Here is a 20,227-nt window from a genome sequence, read left to right as displayed (position 1 = left end):
TTATATCTGTTGCTAGATGTGTTTTTGAATGAGACAAATGTATTGATAATTAATCTCATTTCTATTAGTATGTTGTTTTGAAGTATTGCGGTGTTACTATCCTAACAGTCAGGGTTTTTATAGTTGTTTTGCCTTGTCGCCATCTTATCTTTCCGTTGTATTATTGTGGGGAAAACCATGTCACTGAATGCCATTAGCGCTAACCTAACTTCTACTAAGCTCGTCTTACCTGCTGCCGTATTTGGTATGATGTTGGGATTGGCGGGTTGTAATAACTCATCTACAACAGAAGAAAGTGCGGAGACAGACACAGCAGCAGATAGCAGTGAACAGCAAGCTGCGAATGGTGATGCTACGAGCGCAGACGGTCAAACAGTGACTATTTATTCTTCACGTAACGAGCAGTTAATTAAGCCATTGCTAGATCGTTATACCGAACAAACAGGCGTGAAGGTTGATTTGGTGACGGACAGTACAGGCCCGCTCATGGCACGTTTAAAAGCGGAAGGTCAAAACACACCCGCTGATATGCTTTTGACCGTTGATGCTGGCAACTTATGGCAAGCTGCACAGCAAGGTTTACTACAGCCAGTATCGTCTACCGTACTAGAAACCAATGTTCCAGCAAAGTATCGTGATCCACAAGGTCAGTGGACCGGTTTGTCACTACGTGCTCGCACTATATTTTATGATCCAAGCAAAGTTAGTGCTGACCAGTTATCTACGTATGCCGATTTGGCCGATCCAAAATGGAAAGGCAAATTATGCCTACGTACGTCCAAAAAAGTTTATAACCAATCGCTTGTAGCCAGTATGATGGAGCACTTGGGTCAAGAAAAAACGGAAGAAATCGTTCGTGGTTGGGTAGATAATTTGGCCACTGATGTGTTCAGTGATGATACCAGTATGCTTGAAGCCATCGCTGCTGGTCAGTGCGAAGTAGGTGTGGCGAATAGTTATTATTATGGTCGCATACTAGATGAAAAACCAGATTTTCCAGTCAATATATTCTGGGCAAACCAAGACACGACTGGTACGCACGTAAACATCTCAGGTGCTGGTGTCGTGGCAAGCTCAGACAATCCAGATGGCACGCTTAAATTGATAGAATGGTTGTCATCTGATGAAGCACAAGGTCTTTATGCCAGCTCAGATAAAGAATTCCCAGTAAAAGAAGGGATTGATGAGTCAGATATGCTCAGATCATGGGGCCCGTTCAATAAAGATGATATCAGTGTGCAGAAGTTTGGTGAGCTACAAACTCAAGCGATTCAATTAATGGACAAAGCAGGTTATAAATAGAAATCATAAATAATACCAATCTCAAAACGACCGTGACGAAGTTTGATAGCGTTTACGGTGTTTTGGGATTTGATTTTATATAAGGTTTCTATACGTATGACACGGTAATAATTTATGAGCACAACGCCAGATGCGTCTGTACGCAACAGTGCGACAGTCGATGACATTAGTATAAATAATGCTAGTATCGACAAACATCACATGGTCAGTCAAGACCATGCCACTCGGAAACGTATCTTCTCAAAATCAGTCTTAGGGCTGATTTCGTTGTTTATGCTTGTGCCAATTGTGATTGTACTGTTGTCGTGGACGCAGCCAGTTGCCGATATTTGGACGCACATGGCAGAGTATGTATTGCCGCAAGTCCTCAAGAACACCGCGATCCTATTGTTAATGGTCACGGTTGTTTCTGGTACGGTCGGTACCGTACTTGCGTGGATCACCAGTATGTATCGCTTCCCTGGGCAGCGGTTTTTTTCGTGGGCGCTGATGTTGCCGCTAGCAATACCAGCTTATGTCTTGGCATTTGTTACCTTGGGTATTGTTGATTTTAGTGGGCCATTACAGACGGGTTTGCGTGATTTAGGTATTAATACAGCGATTCCTTCGGTGCGCAATATCTGGGGTGCAGGTCTGGTCTTGTCTCTAGCGTTTTATCCTTATGTTTATTTACTGGCGCGCCAAGCGTTTTTATCGCAGGGCAGGCGCGCGATTGAAGCAGGGCAAATGCTAGGTTTGACCCGTGGTCGCGTGTTTTTCCGGTTGGCACTGCCACAAGCACTACCGTGGATTATCGGCGGATTGCTACTGGCGAGTATGGAAACGCTCGCAGATTTTGGCGCAGTTTCGGTCTTTAATGTTGATACTTTTACCACTGCTATTTATAAAGCATGGTTTGGCTTCTTTAGCTTGACCACTGCGGCACAGTTGGCTGCATTATTAATCGGCATGGTGTTTATCGTTGTGCTGTTTGAGCAGTATTGGCAGGCAAAGCGTGGTAGCTCTATCACTCAAGGTAGTAATCAGCGTTTTGAAGCCAGTACCTCTGCCAAATGGGCCATGACGCTATTATGCACAGTGATTTTTGCAGTGGCTTTCTTTATACCGTTTTTGCAACTTATCTATTGGACGGCGTTGAATTTTAGGCAGGATTTTGATGCCCGTTACATTGATTTTGTGACCAATAGCATCATGATTGCGAGTATGACCACGATTTTTATCGCCTTTTTGGCGGTTATTATCGCTTGGATTAAGCGTCAGTATCCTGATAGATCAACCAAGCTAATGACTACTTTGGCCAATTTGGGTTATGTGGTGCCAGGCACGGTTTTGGCTGTCGGTATATTTATTCCCATTGCTTGGTTAGACAATCAGATGATTGCTTTTGGCATTACGTCGCAGCAGTTGCTATCAGGTAGCGTGATTGTTATGTTACTGGCGTTGTCTACGCGTTTTATGACCGTTAGTTTTCAGCCGGTGGATCGCCAATTACAGCGATTGACCATCAATCAAGAAGCGGCTGCCAAACTGCTGAGTGACAGTCCTTATCAACGATGGCGACATGTGATGTTGCCAGTGCTTAGTCCTGGTGTATTAACCGCATTACTAATGGGCTTTGTTGAAGTCATGAAAGAGATGCCGATTACGTTAATGACTCGGCGTCAAGGCTGGGATACGTTGGCGGTGCGAGTGTTTGAGATGACCAGTGAAGGTATGTGGGGACGTGCTGCATTGCCAAGTTTATTGATTGTGTTGGTCGGACTATTGCCTGTTTGGATATTATTGCGTCAAAGTGACAAACAAAGCTAATCTTGATTGTCTGAAATAATTCGAAAATATTCAAAAGTTTCCATCACGTTTTATCCATCGTTCTACGGATTTTATTTATTAATCGCTAACTGGTACTGTCTATGCACACGGATCTAACTAAAAACTTATCAGACTCTCAAGCAATAAGTACTAAGCCAACAAGTACTAAGCCAATAGAGCCTCAGTCTACTGACAGGTTGGCGCGAGACCGTGGTTTTAGCTCAGATACCAAAGATGCTGCTCATCCTTATTTTAGTGTGCAAGACTTAATCGTAGGTTATGACGATACGATCATCGTCAATGGACTATCATTAGCGCTACAGCAAGGCGAGATTGGTTGCTTTTTGGGATATAGCGGTTGCGGGAAAACCACGGCATTACGTGCGATCGCAGGACTAGAAGAAAGTCGCGGTGGCAGTATTCAATTAAACAGTCAGTGCTTAACTGATAAAACGCCTCGTACCTCATTTGCGGTAGTACCAGCCAAACGTGGCATGGGTATGGTGTTTCAGGACTATGCGTTATTTGGTCACTTAAGTGTGGCAAAAAACATCGCTTTTGGTCTTAATAAATGGTCTGCCACTGACAAAAAAGCGCGTGTGGCTGAAATGCTAGGTCTGGTCGAATTAACCGAGCATGCGGACAAACGTCCTAGTGAACTCTCAGGTGGTCAGCAGCAACGGGTAGCCCTCGCACGTGCACTAGCGCCAAATCCCAAACTTCTGCTATTGGATGAACCGTTTTCAAACCTAGATGTGGTGCTACGTGAGTCACTGGCCATGAACGTTCGTGATATTCTAAAACGCACCAATACCACTGCTATATTAGTGACGCATGATCAAAATGAAGCGTTTGCATTGGCGGATAAAGTCGGCGTGATGCATGAAGGTAAGCTGGTGCAATGGGCGACGCCGAGTGAGCTATACCATGAGCCAGTCAGTCCTTTCGTTGCCGAGTTCGTCGGCGAGGGTGCGATGATAGATGGCATCATCAAAGAAGGTCATGTTGAGACAGCACTGGGTGATATCTATCGGCGTATGGAAGTCTATGATGAATCTGGTCAACCACAGCATTGCGAGTATGATTATCCAAATGGCACACTAATTAAAGTACTGGTACGTCCTGATGATATCATTCATGACGATGACAGTACGCAGACAGCACTGATTATCGGGCGTGTGTTTCGCGGTGCAAATTACTTGTACCGCTTACAACTTGACGATGGACAGACCGTACTATCGCTAGTTCCTAGTCATCATAATCATGAGATAGGTACGCGCATCGGTATCTTACCGATGCTTGAACATGTGGTCGTATTCGATGAAAAAAACGTTAATGCAACGACTTGGTCAGAGTATAATCTCTCAAAAAATATGTAATAAATAACACAATTTTTATCACCATTTCCAAAATGAAGACATGTTCTAATCATCCTCTTTAATGTTGACGTGTGGTTAGTATATGCAAATAACGCCCCAGCCACTTGTACGGCTCTAGCTGTGAGTAGCGCAACTCCATTCGTATCACCGCATCTGGGTCCGTATGTCCGCCACGTTTGAGTGGTGAATAGTCATGAAAGACGCGTAGACCGCTGGTGCGTATGGTTTGGTATTGATGCGCTATCAACCAAGACTCTACTTCTTCTTTAGCGACGGGATGATTGGGTGTCAGGCTTTTTTTATTATCAGCCTTATATTCGGTGTTATCAAGTAAATTAAAATTCCCCATTATCAGATTACGATAATCAAAGCTCGCTGGGTTATAAAAGCACAGTGACAGCGCACCATTATCTGTTAACTGCTTATCAAAAAAGCTCATGACTGCAGCGGGCTCTGCCAACCATTCAAGTAGGGCATGACAGAGTATTAAATCAAATTTATCTTTCTCATCACCGTTTACATTATCTGTTAGCTTTCCTGCAAGAGCTTGATACGGGCAAACATACCAATTGATATCAAGCTTTTGATCCAACTGCGCAGCACTTGTCTTGGCTTTTTCTAGCATGTTTTCTGATATATCATTGATGATGACTGTATGACCTTGTGTTGCAAGCTCAATAGCAATCTGTGCAAGCCCTGCACCCACATCTAAGATACGTAAAGGTCTGCCGAGGTCTTTGCTCATTTGGGCGCAATGCTCAAAGATATCACGGCGCAGGACTGCTAATCGAATATCCCCTTTTAGACCACCATAGACTTTCTTTTCAAAGTGATCAGCAATGGTATCAAAGCTACGATCTGTTCGATTACCTTCTAGTGGTATGGAGTGATTTGAGTCAGGATGATGGTCTTGATGTTTATTTGGCATAAGGTATTCATATCAATAAGTAAGAGGGTTAAAGTAATAAAACTATGGAGTACTACCTAGCGTTTCAAACGTCTGTTAATGACCCATTTAAAAACGACCTTCGCTAAAACAATAATGACAAGTACGACGATAACAAACACCCACATACCATTACCTTGTAGGTTTTCTTGATAGGCTTTTGCTAGATATGCTGATAAAGCCATCGCGACTAAAAGTGAGCCCCAACGGACATAAGGTACAGCATGATTGTTATGGTTAGGAAAGTTCGTAACATAATCGCTCGAAAAGCTATACAGCACCATTGCTAAAATCCAAACAATCGCAAGAATGATATCCATAGTAAAAGTAGCCTGTTAGGTCGTTATTTAAATGTTGTAAAAGGTGAGTTAGTGTAGCGGTTAGAGTTTTTTTGTCTAGTGCTTGCTTTCAGTTCACTCGATAGTCATGCCAATGGGCAGAGTATTTCACTGCTCAAAAGAGGGTAAGTTTGTCTGTAATAATGCCAAAGTCAGCCAATCAAAATGAACCTGTCAGTGATATATTTTTAGATGCCAAAAATTACTTGAGATATTACGGTTAATAGGCTGTTTTGCTTGATTTTAATGGCACTCAGACCGCCCTAAATCAACAAATTTGTGCTAAAATAGCTTCTTTATTTTACTATCAAAAATATCATTATTTTCGCAATATTTTTCACGCTTTATCGTGTTGCTTTGCTCGTTGTTTTTATTGGTGATTATCAATATTTATAGGAGCTAATAATCTATCTATAAAGCCTGAAAAATTAATAGCGTGTATATGAGTGAAGGAGTGTATATGAGCGAGTCGGTCAGTCCTATTGGCATCGTAGATGAACTGAAGCAGTCCTATTTGGATTATGCGATGAGCGTGATTGTCTCGCGTGCGCTACCTGATGTGCGTGATGGGTTCAAGCCTGTTCACCGCCGTGTTATGTATGCCATGCATGTGCTATCTAATGACTACAATAAGCCTTATAAAAAGTCAGCACGTGTGGTCGGTGATGTCATCGGTAAGTATCATCCACATGGCGATAGTGCGGTGTATGATGCGATTGTTCGTATGGCACAGGATTTTAGCTTGCGTTATCCGATGGTTGATGGCCAAGGTAACTTTGGCTCAATTGATGATGATCCTCCGGCAGCCATGCGTTATACCGAAGTGCGTATGACCAAACTGACCCATCAAATGCTTGCTGATTTGGACAAAGATACGGTCGATTGGGAAGATAACTACGATGGTTCTGAGCGCATGCCAAGCGTGATGCCAGCACGTATTCCTAACCTATTGGTCAATGGTGCAACAGGTATTGCTGTTGGTATGGCGACCAACATGGCACCGCATAATTTGACCGAAGTGATCAATGCGTGTTTGGCTTATGCCGAAAACCCACAAGTTTCAGCCGAAGAGTTGATGTCACATATTTCAGGTCCTGATTTCCCTACAGGCGGTATTATCTATGGCCGCGCGGGAATTTTAGATGCCTATCGTACGGGTAAGGGCCGTTTACATATCCGTGGTCGCTATCATATCGAGCCGATGAGTAATACGGGTGTCAATCGTGATCGTGAGCGTATTGTATTTACTGAAGTCCCTTATCAAGCCAATAAAGCCAAGTTGATTGAGCGTATTGCAGAATTGGTTCGTGATAAAAAAATCGAAGGCATTAGTGAGATTCGTGATGAGTCCGATAAAGACGGTATGCGTATCGCTATTGATTTGCGCCGTGGTGAGACTGCTGAAGTTATCGTTAATAACTTGTTCCTACAAACGCCGCTTGAGTCTAGCTTTAGTATCAATATGGTGGCGCTCGATGATGGTCAGCCAAAATTATTGACTTTGCGCCAGTTGATTGCAGCATTTGTCCGTCATCGTCAAGAGGTAGTAACACGCCGCACGATTTATGAATTAAACAAAGCCCGCGTACGTGGTCATTTACTTGAAGGTCTGACGGTTGCATTAGCAAATATCGACGAAATTATTGCGACGATTAAAGCATCTGCAAACCGTGGCCTGGCTCGTGAAAGTTTGTTAAATAACACATGGGGTTCAGGTAGCGTTGTTGCGATGCTAACGGCTGCTGGTAGCCAATCTGTACGCCCTGAGTTTATCGAAGGTGAAGACCCTAAAGCACCGTTTGGTCTAATCGAAAGTGAAGCGCGTTATCGCTTATCACTTGAGCAGGTTAATGCGATTTTAGATATGCAACTGCATCGCTTGACTGGTCTTGAGCAAGACAAATTGACCGAAGAATACCAAGACCTGTTGCGTGAGATTGCGCATTTAGAATCTATCTTAGGTGACTTTGATAAGCTAATGACTATTATCTCAAATGAGATGATTGAGATTCGTGATAACTTCGGTGATGAGCGCCGCACGGATATTATTGATTCACGTACTGACTTTAGCCGTGAAGACCTGATTCCCGAACAGACAGTTGTGATGACGGTATCACGTACTGGTTATGCTAAGACCCAGCCAATTGATGATTATGTCGCACAAAAACGTGGTGGTAAAGGCAAGTCTGCAACAGCGATGAAAGAAGATGATGTAATTGATCATTTAGTCGTGACCTCAACGCATTCTACTGTCCTGTGCTTCACAGACAGTGGTCGCGTCTTTAGCTTACGTGGTTTCGAAGTGCCTATCGCCAGTCGCGGTGCACGTGGTCGTCCATTGGTTAACCTGATCGGCTTAAATGGTGATGAAACTGTTACGACGATATTGCCGATTCCAAAAATTGTAGAAGACATATCTGCAACAGGTGAGAGCCCGTTAACTGATGATGATGGTTTAGTAGAGGGCAGCAACCAAGCAGAGCCACCATTTGTATTCTTTGCGACTGCCAATGGTACCGTTAAGCGTGTTGAGCTGAAGCAGTTTGCCAACATTCGCTCGAACGGTCTTATCGCGGTTGGATTAGAAGAAGGTGATAAACTGGTGAGTGCTCGTATTACTAACGGCAGTCAAGAAGTGATGTTGTTTGCCTCAAGTGGTAAAGCCATTCGTTTTAATGAAAATGATGCTCGCGCGATGGGTCGTACAGCTAAAGGTGTGCGTGGCATGCGTCTGTCTGCTGAAGAGTTTATCAAATCGTTGGTTGTAATCGAAGATGATGTACGTGAAATCTTAATTGCCTGTGAAAATGGCTTTGGTAAACGTACCTTCATCGATGAGTTCAACACGCAAAACCGTGGCGGTGGCGGTGTTATCGCTATTAAGACCAGTGAGCGTAATGGTGCATTGGTTCGTGCCACTAAAGTAGACCCAGAAGATGATATTATCTTAATCTCAGACAAAGGAACATTAGTACGCACGCCCGTTGAGCACGTTGCCAGTTCCGGCCGTAATACCCAAGGTGTCACGTTGATTCGTTTATCAAAAGATGAGAAGCTGGTTGCTATGGCACGTGTTGAACACGAAGAAGGCGATGATGAATTAATTGATGCGATGCAAGAAGATGGTACGTTTGATGTAGAAGGTCAAGAGCAGGTAGATATTGATGCTGCTACTGATAATACAGCGACGGCTGATGTTGTAGATAATACAAACAATGATGAGTTAGACGGCGAATAAATGTCTCAGTAGTTAGCTTTTTGATCTGGTCTTATAAGATTGTTCTAGGGCGTGTCCTCAATTCAATCGATAGTTATCTAAATGGGTTAAAAATAGCTAAATCTTGCCAAACAGCGTCAAATAGCTGACTAATATCTTGATATTATCTGCGCTATTTTCCTTGTTTGACTGCAATTTATCTCATTTTTATCACCATTTTTAAAATGAGGACATGCCCTAGTAAAAGCCTCTGACGTTCTCGTCGGAGGCTTTTTTGTTTTTCTGAGTGTTATTAATTTTGAGGTTTGCTGTTAGATTCTAAGCACTATAAGCCGCAACTTCTATAATTCTTTATAAATCACGCCCATAAAGCTATATTTTTAAGGCTGTTGTTATGTTTACGACCAATCAAACTTTTCAAGGAACTCTTGCATCGATATCGTCGAGCTTTCTATTTGCGATAATGTTTTTGTTTGGGCTTTTTATGTTGCCTTTGACCGGTACGCAAGTCGCGTCATGGCGTATATTGATGATGCTATTAAGTCTGGTGTTATTGGTCAGTTTTACCAAACAATGGCAACATGTTTTTGACTATATAAAGACGCTCAAGACAGTCAAAGAGTGGCTTATATTTGTGTTACCTGCACCAATTTTGGGTGGACAGATTTGGCTGTTTATGTGGGCACCAGTCAACGGTTTTGGCTTGGATGTGACGTTGGGTTATTTTCTATTACCACTCGTGATGATAGTGCTCGGACGATTTTTTTATCATGAGTATATGAGTGTATTACAGTGGGTGGCAGCGCTATTTGCAGCCATGGGTATCGGTTATGATATATTGCAATACGGCTCAATATCTTGGGTGACACTGTTTGTGTGCTTGGGTTATCCACCGTACTATCTGCTGCGGCGTACACTGTCCGTGCCACCAGTAACGGGGTTGTTGTTTGATTTGACGCTGCTTACACCAGTGGTGCTTACCATGTTATATTTTAGTAATGGCTTTAGTTTGGCGATACAAGACACAAAATTTTGGTATCTATTACCATTACTTGGTGCCTTTAGCTCGCTTGCGATGTCATTGATGATGATTGCTAGTAGTAAGCTACCAGTCTCATTATTTGGTGCTCTGAGTTATGTAGAGCCGATGCTGTTATTTATATTGTCTATTACCATACTTAGCCAAGATCTTGAAGAAGGTGGCTCTCTGTTCATGTACGGTATGATTACGCTTGCGCTACTGGTTATGATGGTTAATAGTGCTATAGGATATATAGTACAACGTCGTGATGATCATTTACATGGATATAGCGAGCCGCAGATAGGTGGGTTTCCGCCACGGCGTCATTTTATCAATCAACGTATCGATGGTGTGCTGATAGCACACCGTTTTCGTAAGATTCGCCGCTACCAAAAAAAGCTAAATAAAATACAGGAAAAAATCGAGAAACTTGATTTAAAATAGTTAGTTAGGTGTATTTGATTTACTTAATAAAAAAACTTTAATATTAGATGAATGAGGGGCATTGCTTATTTATTCTGACTTTGACATAATGCCGTCTATGATGTAAGCACCATACAATCAAAGCGTTTATTTTAGATTGCGCGATTATCTTATATACAAAAGCCTCAGACATTTTCGTCTGAGGCTTTTGTTTTTTTTAAAATTGCCAAGAATGTGTACTAAGCATTAAAGGTCGCTGCTATGATAACTACTAACCAAACATCACAGGGTACAATCACTGCCGTAGCTGCAAATTTTTTGTATTCACTTTTATTCTTATTCGGCTTATTACTGCAACCATTATCAGGTACGCAGGTTGCGTCGTGGCGCGTGTTGACGATGTTTTTTAGCCTAGTACTACTGGTAAGCCTACTAAAGCAGTGGCAGCATATTTTTGACTATCTAAAGACATTAAAAAATGTCAAAGAGTGGTTATTATTTATATTGCCGACACCAATTTTGGGTGCGCAAATTTGGATATTCATGTGGGCACCAGTCAATGGGCTGGGTCTTGAGGTAACGTTGGGGTATTTTTTATATCCAATGATTATGATTGTGGTCGGTCGGTTTTTTTATAATGAGAATATGAGTCTACTACAGTGGATTGCCATCATATGTGCAGGTTTTGGCATCGCTTACGATATCTTTGAGTATGGTGCCATCTCTTGGGCGACTTTATTTGTATGTTTGGGTTATCCTCCTTATTATCTGTTGCGCCGTAAGCTGGCAGTGCCTCCCATTACTGGGCTTATCTCCGACTTGACGTTGCTACTACCAGTCGTACTAGTCGCGCTGTATATGAATGGTGGTTTTGAGTTGGCAATATCTGATCATAAGCTGTGGTATCTACTGCCATTATTGGGCATTATTAGTACCGCCGCAATGTCATTAACGATGCTGGCAAGTCAAAAATTACCAGTCTCACTGTTTGGCACTTTATGCTATCTAGAACCGATATTCTTGTTTCTATTTTCCATTGTTCTTTTAGATGGCAACATGGAGGAGGGCGGATCGATACTGATGTACAGCATGATTTTTGTTGCACTGCTTATTATGATTGCTGATAGTGCGCTTGGTTATCTCGGGCGTAGACGTGATGATCGTTTACATGGCTACAATGAGCCACAAGTTGGGAGTTTTCCACCACGTCGTCGCCTAAAAAACCGCCGTATCGAAGGTGTATTAGCTGCACATCGGTTTCGTAAAATTAAAAAATATCAGCAAAAAATAAATAAGATGACACGCAAAATCGAAGCACTTCATTTAAAGTAGGTGTTGCTATAGTCGGTCCTAAATAAAACAGATACAAATATAACCATGCGATGCTAGGTACATTTTCCTTGCTTACTGTGCCTGCGCAGACAGAGGCTACGCAAAATGTACCCAGTATCGCTGTGTTTATTTTATAGTGGATCGACTATAGGAAGTGCCATAATTTAGGTTGTGAAGCTTATTCTGTGTCAAAGATGTGATAATTACGCTATTATCAAAAGCAGTGCTGTTATGCTTAAAGAAGCACAGTGCCCCATATATAAAAATTATCATTCGTTGACACCATAATATTGACACTATAATTAGGACGATTTATGTTACATCTTCATCATTTAGCAAACTCGCGCTCGTTTCGTATTTTATGGTTATTAGAAGAGCTAAACGTCGACTATAAATTGACGTGCTATGAGCGCAATAAAGCCTATCGCGCGCCAGAGAGCCTAAAAAAAGTACATCCACTTGGTAATGTTCCCATACTAGAGGTGAACGATCGTGCTTTGGTCGAGTCAGGATTTATCATTGAATATCTGATTAAACACTATGATACAGAACAGACATTTAAACCGACTGATGACAACGAAGACGCATGGGAAGCCTATACTTTTTGGCTACATTTTGCGGAAGCATCGTTGATGCCACTATTGGTGATGCGCTTGGTATTTACCAAGGTTGTTGATCAATCGCCAATGCTGATTAAGCCCATTAGTAAAAAAATTCAGGGCCAAGTTGAAAAAAACATGATAAGCAGTGGTTTAGAGAAAATGTTGTACATGGTGGAACAGCGTTTACAAGACAATCATTGGTTTGCAGGTAGTGACTTTAGCGCAGCTGATATCCAAATGCACCTTGCGCTTGTTGGTGCTAATGCAGGTGCAGGTTTGGACAGTCGTAAATATGCCAATATTTTGAACTGGCTCAAGCGTTGTGAAGAGCGTGATGCCTTTAAACGTGCAGAACAAAAGGGTGGTCGTTTACAGTTTTAGACGAAACACATTTGCACAGTGAGAAATAACTCATTTAATAGTAAAATGAAAGGTTTTGTTTATTATAGACAAAACCTTTTTTAGGATAAAAGATGACAGATCTGAATAAATCAAATGCTCCAAATACAGATACAGATACCATTGCTGAGTCAAAAACTGACAGAGCAAGTATCAACAGAGACAGTATCAATAGTCAGCAAGTTTCTATCAAATCTTGGTCGCAGAAGATTCTGGTTGTCATACTATGCGCAGCGAGCTTTTATGGTGGTTGGAAGTCTTATGAGTCCAATATGGTCAATGAGTGTACGGCCAATGGTGGACAGATGGTTGAAGCACAAAAAACCATGATGTGCCAATTATCATAACCGCCGATTGTTATATATAAGAGACGTAACGCGATGCTAAAGCTAACCTTTTTGGGCACCTCCGCGGGTGTGCCGACGAAACAGCGCAACGTGACCGCACTGGCGATTGAATGTCTGAATCCTTATTTGTCCGGATCAAACCAAGGCAATGACAAACAGAACAATCCAAATAAAAAATCGCGTCCATGGTTATTGATAGATTGCGGTGAAGGTACGCAGCAGCAACTGTTGCACACCAAGCTGTCTATGCGTCAATTGGTTGCTATCTGTATCACCCATGTGCATGGCGATCATTGTTATGGTCTGCCAGGATTATTGGCCAGTGCAGCTATGTCAGGACGCCGTGAGCCATTAACTTTGGTTGCCCCAAAAGCTATTGCTACCCTGCTTGAGGCCATCACTGCCACGACAGAACTGCATCTGCCCTTTGCTCTCAATTTTGTAGCGATTGAAGAGGTGCTGTCTGAGCAACGTGATACAAACAAGGTAAATATTCGATTAAGTGACCAGCATCAGCTTAATATTGATATCACGCTGCTATCACATCGGGTTGCGTCCCATGCATTTGGTATCACGCAGACTATTCAGCATCGCACGCTTGATACAGATAAACTACTAAAGCAAGGCATTCCTGCCAGCGCACTATGGGGTAAATTGCAGCAAGGTCACGATGTCATCACTGAAGACGGTCAGCAGTTATGTGCCGCTGATTATGTCAATGATGACCTATCACGAACGCGAGTAGTGGTGGCTGGTGATAACGATACGCCAGCGTGTCTCACTACGGCGTTAGTTGATACCGATTTATTGGTGCATGAAGCGACATATACGCATGAGGTGTTGACCAAAATTCAAGGCAAAAATCCAGAGTTTGATCCGATGCATAGTAGTGCGCAATTGGTGACGGATTTTGTGGAAAAAAGTGGTGTAAATAATCTAATATTGACGCACTTTAGCGCCCGTTATCAGGGTTTTAATAATCCTAATAGCAAGACACCAAATATGGCACATATTCGTTTAGATGCTGAGACCGTTTTCAAAGGCAATCTATGGTTAGCAGCAGATTTTGACCAATATATGGTCGATGGTGCAGTTGATTCAGTAAGTAATCAAGAGGGCCGTCAAAAGGGCTGTCAAAAGGAAAACCGCGTGCAGTATATAGGCTCTGCACGCAGTTATTAAAAATGACCTAACGCTGTTGATCCTCGATAGCCAATTGTGTCACACCACTCCAGTACCGACTGAATTGGTAAGCAACCCGTCCTGAACGCCCACCACGCTCTGATGCCCAGCGTAGCGCGTCCTTTCTGATTTTATCGGGCATCAAATGATGCTCCAAAACGCTCTTAGCGCCATCATCCAGAGCAGCTGAGATTTTCTGCTGCTCTACATTTAGATAGTGCTGAATGATATGCAGATAAGTCTGCTGATCCATGGGGTGGAAAGTGAGTGATAAACCAAATCGATCTGATAGTGACACTGTCTCGTCAATGGCTTCATAGGGGTTGACTTCATCCGTCTGCCCATTATAAATATCAACATTGTCTTTCATCATCTGCGGTAGTAAGCGACGGCGATTACTGGTGGCATAGACCAGTAGCTTGTCTTGTTCAGAGTCTAGCGAGCCATCAAGCACGCTCTTTAGCGCACGATAGCTTTCATCTTGACCATTAAAAGCGAGGTCATCACAGTATACGATATAGCGACAACTACAATCTGTTGGTAAGGCATTAATAGCAGCGCGAATTTTATCTAATACTTGCAGATCATCGCGGGCAACCTCAATAATACGCAAGCCTTCACTATGATAGGCTTGTAGCAAAGCGCGAATCAATGATGATTTACCAGCACCGCGTGTCCCTGACATTAAGACGTGATTGGCAGGATAACCTTTAATAAATTGGCGTGTGTTTTGTACCAGTTTTGACTTTTGCGTATCGATACCATGCAAATCATCTAAGCTCAAAAACAGGTTGACCGATAAAGGTTGCAGGTGGCCAGTGCGTCCACCAACCCAGCGATAAGCAAGCTGGTTCGGATCGATTTCAATAGTCGGCGTAACCTGCTCTTGTAAGTACTGACTGAGTAAGTCTAATAAAGGCGCGGGTAGGGCATAAGTAGGCTGATTAGAAGGCGCGGTCGGGATGGTGGGTTGTGACATAGTGGCTCTAGCAATTAAGGTTGTCTTTAATACCATACCCAAAAATATCATTAACGTGGCTAAAGTTTCGGCGCCTACTGAGGGTAGTACTGGTAAACTTATTCGAGCTATTATTATTTTTGGAAATGATACGAACGGGAGGCAGTCATCTCACTATATTATGAGAGACAATACCATGGAAAATAGTGCCAGTAATCTGTCTATTAAGCAAGCGTTGCAGGTGCAAGCTCAGCAGCTATTGCCCATTATTACGCAAGAACTGGTTGCACAGCATTTTAGTGAGATAGTACATCAGCGTATTGCTCAGCAAAGCACAGAACAAACGCAAGATGAGCATACGCAAGTTGTCAGAACACAAGATATCACAACGCAAAACATCGAAAATACTTATTATCAAGGCTTAACGCGCGCCCAACATCCACAGTTTGGTCAAGTCATGATTAAGTGGCAGCTAAGCGATAATGCTCATTCTATAGCTTCTGATTTGACTTACGAAGCGGATGTTTTAGCTATTATAAATGCTTTGCCGAAATACCAAAACCATACTATTGATATGGCGCCGAGGATTTTAGCCTATCATAGCGTGGATATTCAAATACCAGATCAGCCCAATCAGCTGATAATAATGGTCATGTCGTATTATATTAATGGTAGCTTGGCGAGTCAGCTGATCGCTGCAAAACATCTGTCATTGACCGCCTCACAAAAATATCACTTCATTATACAATCCGCATACTTGATAGCTAATTTGCATCAAGCTGGCTGGCTACACAATGATATTAAGCCTAGTAATATTTTGCTTGATACTTTTTTTGATAATGCCTTGCCTAATAGTGCAAATACTAGCAACATAATGCCGAATTTATTATTGACTGATTTTGCCTTGGCAGAGCGGCTTAACGAGCCAAAAGAGGGAAACACTGCTAGTACACCCGCGTATCTCGCCCCCGAGCGCTGGCAAGGACAAAAGGTAAGCGTACAAAGTGATATCTATGCGTTTGGCGTTATGATATATGAAGTGCTAACAGGTAAGCGACCGTTTCAGGTAAGCGCTAATAGCAATGATAAATTGAAAGCGTGGGCGATTCAGCATTGCCAGCAACCTATTTCAAAGCTGCCATCAGAATATAGTCATTATCAACGTATTATTGATAAAGCATTGGCGAAGCGGGTAGAGAGGCGGTATCGGAGTATGGAAGAGGTGCTGATAGATTTAACATTATTAGACAATCGCTAAATTTATTATTTGATTATCAAAAAGTGATGATTTGTAGTACTCACATGTTACCTAATGGTTGTTTTTTATGTTTGAATGGATATTCAGGCTCATTTTAAGCGAAGTCATTATAGAATAATTTGGATTTCTATATTTCATTACCATATTTTATTACAATACAGTGAGAATATCATGGCTAAAGTACTGATCATAACTGGTGATTTTGTTGAAGATTATGAAAACATGGTTCCGTTCCAAGCGCTTCTAGCGATGGGGCATGAGGTTGATGCAGTCTGCCCAGATAAAGTTGCAGGTGATAGCATTGCTACCTCAATACATGATTTTGAGGGTGATCAAACTTATACCGAAAAACGCGGTCATAACTTTGTTCTTAATGCCTCTTTTGCTGATATTAATGTCGCAGATTACGATGCTTTGTATTTACCGGGTGGACGTGCGCCAGAATACTTGCGTTTGAATGCCAAGGTTATTGCCATGATTCAGCATTTTGCAAATACTGATAAACCGATTGCATCGGTTTGCCATGGACCACAAATGCTGACGGCTGCTGGCGTATTAAAGGGTAAAAAAGTATCTGCTTATCCTGCATGTCAGCCAGAAATAGAAATGGCAGGCGCTGAGTATGTCGATTTACCTATGGATGGCGCTATTACAGATGGTCAGCTAGTAACGGGTCCTGCGTGGCCCGCCCATCCAGCCATGCTAAAGCAGTTTGTTGCTCTGCTATAGGCTTTAATGAGTATCGAGAGAGGATATTGTATGTGCCAACTTTTTATCAGGGCTGATGACAGCTTGTGGCGCTCTAAAACCAAATCACTTCGAATTCAGGGGGTTGTCACCTCAATTCGTTTAGAAGCGTTTTTTTGGGATATATTAGAAGAGTTGTCATTTCGCGATCAAATGACGGTGAATCAGCTGATTACTAAGCTATACCTTGAATCTCTCGATGCTGATCATGATATTGGTAATTTCACCTCTTTTTTAAGAGTTTGTTGTTCTCGTTATTTGTCTTTAATAGCCGATGGCGATCTTTTTCGCGAAACAGCATTACCTTTAGAAAAAGTCGATGCAAAAAATATCATTGAACGTGAAACACTCCGCAAAAATCAACGTAGTGCATTATTCAATGATAGTGAGAACAGTTTTTCTATTAATTAGTTATGCCTTTGGTAGGTATATACAGGCATTGGAAAATTACGTCGATGATGAATCTAAAAGACTACTAAGTGAGAATATAACTCGAATTTATTTATCCAGAAGTTTAGGTATAAAATCCAGCGGTAATGAAGTCCGGGAGACTCTTAAGATATATGACCTTTTATAAGGCGAGTTCGATACTTCAATGATATATCGTTCGATGAGCGCTTTGCCTTTTAAGGTCTATAATCTGTCTTCAGAAGAATTACATCATGAGAAACTAGAGATTGAACATAAGCTGAGAGTAAATCGATACCTTATGAATATTTATGTTTTAATAATCCTTATTACCTTTCCATTATTTCTGTATTTCCCAATTCCTGCCTTTTGGAACAAAGAGCTATTCTCTTACGAATACCTCAATACTGGGTTTCTTCTTGGGTTTAGTTTTTTGATGTCATTAAGCTCCTATATAATGAATATCTCTGAACATAAAGCAACTCAGACTGCCATGGATATAGTTTCTTACTTTATAGATAAGGCAGAGTCGAACTGACATTTCAATATAACAGTCTAAAATGTCGTACTATAGCGGAATATCGGGACTGCTAATTTCAAATAAAAGCTAGCCACTCGGCGGGATTTTTTATTTGGGCTTGCTTTTAACTACTACTGCCCTCTATTATATTTTTTCAGGCTTAACGGTTAAGCGAACAGAAGTCAAATATTTATTGATGAAAGCGTATCATAGTGGTACGCTTTATTTTTCATGATTTTTTCGAGAACGTACATTTTATCTTGCCTCATTTTTTACTTTCATGTGCGACAGATAGTGACGAGTCTTATCATTTTGCTATTGATGCCAAGCCATATACACAGGATAATTAATGTCTACCACAGTTGAATTTTATCAAGTAAATTTTTTTGAAGAACCTGAATCAGATGATCAAGGTTATACTCTCACCATTAGTGATTGTTTTAAAAAACTACTGACAGGCAATCATAGCTTCCAAGATAGCTATGATCGTGACCTATATAAATTTCAACTAATCGATGAAAAATATGTATGTGGCGTTTTCAGAAAAGTAAGAACAGGAGAGCCTATTAAGGTGGGTAAGGCGTGCACTGACGGTTGGGACGTGGCTATGGCTGACGATGAAGGGAAGTTTGAAACTAATCACCTGGTTTATATCCCTAATAAGCGTATAGTTGCCTATATCAGAAACCATCATGGTAATCACTATAAACGACTAGAGCAATGTTTGACTAAGGCATTTGGTGTTAAGGTCGAGTTATCGCCCTTATTGACTAGAGGTACTTTAGAAACCTTATTAAATAATAAGTCCGTCACAAAGCTACAGGCAAATATTCCGGTAAGACATGACCTTATACCTGAGTATGCTGACAACTGGAGCAATGATGTCATGCAAGCAGCATATCATTCTGGTGCTGAAACGGTAAAAATAGAAACTAATATTAGTTTAAGAACGACTTTGCCAGGCTCTATAAATAGCCCCATCAAAGCAATACGAAACTTTTTAGGTTTTGGAGCGACATCTGCCAAAGTAGAGGTATTGGATATTGATGGTAAGAAAAACTGGATAGATTTAATTGAAGATAAAATAAAATACGTTTTCACAGACTACAAGTATTCAAAAGAGACTTTGCCTGATGAAAGTGTATACGAAAAAATAATCACAGCATATTTGGATAAACTCGATGCGATTAATGAAGCATATTAAACCTTATAGCTGGTTACTGTATGGTGCAGTAGTCGGTGGCTTTTTATGCTATTTTTTCAAAGATTTTTTGTTATCCCAAAAGACTGAATTTATTAATGATATCTTTAAAGTGTTAATACCTCTATATGGGATATTATTGGGCTTCTTATTGACACTGATTGCCATAGTTGTAAGCCTAGCTGGAACGAGGCTAGTCTCAAGTTTAATAAAAACAAACCACTATAATAACTTACTGACAAACAGTAAAATATTGGCACTTCTGTATTTCTGTACTTTGATTATTGCTGTGATTGGTTTATTTGTTCGTGAATACCAATCTACTGTTTTTATGATTGTAATTTTCCTATCAATAGTCTTGATTTTTTATTCTTTGCGAACTGCATATAAGTTTTTTCAAATATTCCATAATATTGGTCACAGGAAAGTATCTAACAACCACACAAACTAACTGTTTATTAATCCAGCCTCACACTTAATACCAGTACTATAACCACTGCCTGACAGATCGTGTGTCATTTCGATGACTGTCTATTGATGCTCATCGATGTACGGTCTAAAGCCTGGCACTGTCGCAGGGCTATCAGCAATAATATCAGGACGTGCTACCGCTAACGTCAAATCAAAGCTCGCCACTTGGCGGGCTTTTTTGTTGGTACTTGCTTTTGCCTTAGATACCGCCTCATTTTTTGACTTGGCCGGTTTGGTCAGTAGATAAGATTTGTCATTGGGTAGGGCTTCCAGTGGTTTGGACTTACCGTCTTTGACACTAATATGTTTTGTCTTACCAGTCTTATCATCATGATAGCTCAATGTTGTCTCGTCATAGTCACTGGTA

Annotated in this window: 17 protein-coding genes; 13 read left to right on the top strand and 4 right to left on the bottom strand. The window is 41.4% G+C overall.

From position 1 onward, the window contains the following. Positions 1–177: 177 nt before the first annotated feature. The 3 genes from ACT3QP_RS04030 (at position 178) to ACT3QP_RS04020 (ending at position 4,490) form a co-directional block, all read left to right on the top strand. On the top strand, positions 178–1,302 hold the full coding sequence (locus tag ACT3QP_RS04030) for an extracellular solute-binding protein (RefSeq protein ID WP_444524556.1): 1,125 nt from the start codon (positions 178–180) through the stop codon (positions 1,300–1,302). 114 nt (positions 1,303–1,416) lie between these two features. Then, positions 1,417–3,111 carry an ABC transporter permease gene (locus ACT3QP_RS04025; protein WP_444524555.1) on the top strand — a complete coding sequence of 565 codons (1,695 nt, stop codon included), beginning with the start codon at positions 1,417–1,419 and terminating at the stop codon, positions 3,109–3,111. A 101-nt stretch (positions 3,112–3,212) separates the two neighbouring features. After that, on the top strand, positions 3,213–4,490 hold the full coding sequence (locus ACT3QP_RS04020; protein ID WP_444524554.1) for an ABC transporter ATP-binding protein: 1,278 nt from the start codon (positions 3,213–3,215) through the stop codon (positions 4,488–4,490). A gap of 58 nt (positions 4,491–4,548) precedes the next feature. Here ACT3QP_RS04020 and ACT3QP_RS04015 read toward each other — a convergent pair whose 3' ends face one another. Together ACT3QP_RS04015 and ACT3QP_RS04010 are read right to left on the bottom strand one after the other, a co-directional pair. Next, on the bottom strand, positions 4,549–5,418 hold the full coding sequence (locus ACT3QP_RS04015; protein ID WP_444524553.1) for a methyltransferase domain-containing protein: 870 nt from the start codon (positions 5,416–5,418) through the stop codon (positions 4,549–4,551). Positions 5,419–5,474: 56 nt separating this feature from the next. Continuing rightward, positions 5,475–5,756, bottom strand: a complete 282-nt coding sequence (locus ACT3QP_RS04010; RefSeq protein WP_444524552.1) for a hypothetical protein — start codon at positions 5,754–5,756, stop codon at positions 5,475–5,477. 478 nt (positions 5,757–6,234) lie between these two features. On the opposite strand from ACT3QP_RS04010, the gene gyrA reads away from it, so the two are divergent. From gyrA to ACT3QP_RS03980, 6 genes are all read left to right on the top strand, one after another. Continuing rightward, the gene (gyrA, locus tag ACT3QP_RS04005) at positions 6,235–9,012 is read left to right on the top strand and encodes a DNA gyrase subunit A (RefSeq protein ID WP_444524551.1); all 2,778 of its coding nucleotides are present in this window, start codon (positions 6,235–6,237) and stop codon (positions 9,010–9,012) included. A gap of 373 nt (positions 9,013–9,385) precedes the next feature. Beyond that, positions 9,386–10,456: an EamA family transporter RarD gene (gene rarD, locus ACT3QP_RS04000; protein WP_444524550.1), complete on the top strand. Its 1,071-nt coding sequence runs from the start codon at positions 9,386–9,388 to the stop codon at positions 10,454–10,456. A 240-nt stretch (positions 10,457–10,696) separates the two neighbouring features. Continuing rightward, the gene (gene rarD, locus ACT3QP_RS03995; RefSeq protein ID WP_444524549.1) at positions 10,697–11,767 is read left to right on the top strand and encodes an EamA family transporter RarD; all 1,071 of its coding nucleotides are present in this window, start codon (positions 10,697–10,699) and stop codon (positions 11,765–11,767) included. Between the two features lie 314 nt (positions 11,768–12,081). Then, complete coding sequence (locus ACT3QP_RS03990) at positions 12,082–12,750, top strand: glutathione S-transferase (protein ID WP_444524548.1); 669 nt, start codon at positions 12,082–12,084, stop codon at positions 12,748–12,750. A gap of 92 nt (positions 12,751–12,842) precedes the next feature. Continuing rightward, positions 12,843–13,115 carry a hypothetical protein gene (locus ACT3QP_RS03985; protein WP_444524547.1) on the top strand — a complete coding sequence of 91 codons (273 nt, stop codon included), beginning with the start codon at positions 12,843–12,845 and terminating at the stop codon, positions 13,113–13,115. A gap of 33 nt (positions 13,116–13,148) precedes the next feature. After that, positions 13,149–14,297: a ribonuclease Z gene (locus ACT3QP_RS03980; RefSeq protein WP_444524546.1), complete on the top strand. Its 1,149-nt coding sequence runs from the start codon at positions 13,149–13,151 to the stop codon at positions 14,295–14,297. A 7-nt stretch (positions 14,298–14,304) separates the two neighbouring features. Here ACT3QP_RS03980 and ACT3QP_RS03975 read toward each other — a convergent pair whose 3' ends face one another. After that, positions 14,305–15,276, bottom strand: coding sequence for an ATP-binding protein (locus ACT3QP_RS03975; RefSeq protein WP_444524545.1), 972 nt, complete (start codon positions 15,274–15,276; stop codon positions 14,305–14,307). Between the two features lie 175 nt (positions 15,277–15,451). On the opposite strand from ACT3QP_RS03975, the gene ACT3QP_RS03970 reads away from it, so the two are divergent. The 4 genes from ACT3QP_RS03970 to ACT3QP_RS03955 all read left to right on the top strand — a co-directional run bounded on the left by ACT3QP_RS03970 (position 15,452) and on the right by ACT3QP_RS03955 (position 19,392). Further along, on the top strand, positions 15,452–16,513 hold the full coding sequence (locus ACT3QP_RS03970; RefSeq protein ID WP_444524544.1) for a serine/threonine-protein kinase: 1,062 nt from the start codon (positions 15,452–15,454) through the stop codon (positions 16,511–16,513). Positions 16,514–16,681: 168 nt separating this feature from the next. Further along, positions 16,682–17,242, top strand: coding sequence for a DJ-1/PfpI family protein (locus ACT3QP_RS03965; RefSeq protein WP_444524597.1), 561 nt, complete (start codon positions 16,682–16,684; stop codon positions 17,240–17,242). Positions 17,243–17,272: 30 nt separating this feature from the next. Beyond that, positions 17,273–17,671 (top strand): ribbon-helix-helix domain-containing protein, encoded by a 399-nt coding sequence (locus tag ACT3QP_RS03960; protein ID WP_444524543.1) that lies wholly within the window; start codon positions 17,273–17,275, stop codon positions 17,669–17,671. An 866-nt stretch (positions 17,672–18,537) separates the two neighbouring features. Then, complete coding sequence (locus ACT3QP_RS03955) at positions 18,538–19,392, top strand: hypothetical protein (protein WP_444524542.1); 855 nt, start codon at positions 18,538–18,540, stop codon at positions 19,390–19,392. A gap of 528 nt (positions 19,393–19,920) precedes the next feature. Here the strand turns inward: ACT3QP_RS03955 and ACT3QP_RS03950 are convergent. After that, positions 19,921–20,227, bottom strand: a 307-nt coding sequence (locus ACT3QP_RS03950) for a hypothetical protein (RefSeq protein WP_444524541.1), incomplete at its 5' end; no start/stop codon positions are given.

Source organism: Psychrobacter sp. AOP7-B1-24 (genome assembly GCF_052376215.1).
Classification (GTDB): domain Bacteria; phylum Pseudomonadota; class Gammaproteobacteria; order Pseudomonadales; family Moraxellaceae; genus Psychrobacter.
The sequence above is the reverse complement of the archived record's forward strand: the minus strand, read 5'-3'. Positions and strand labels throughout refer to the sequence as shown.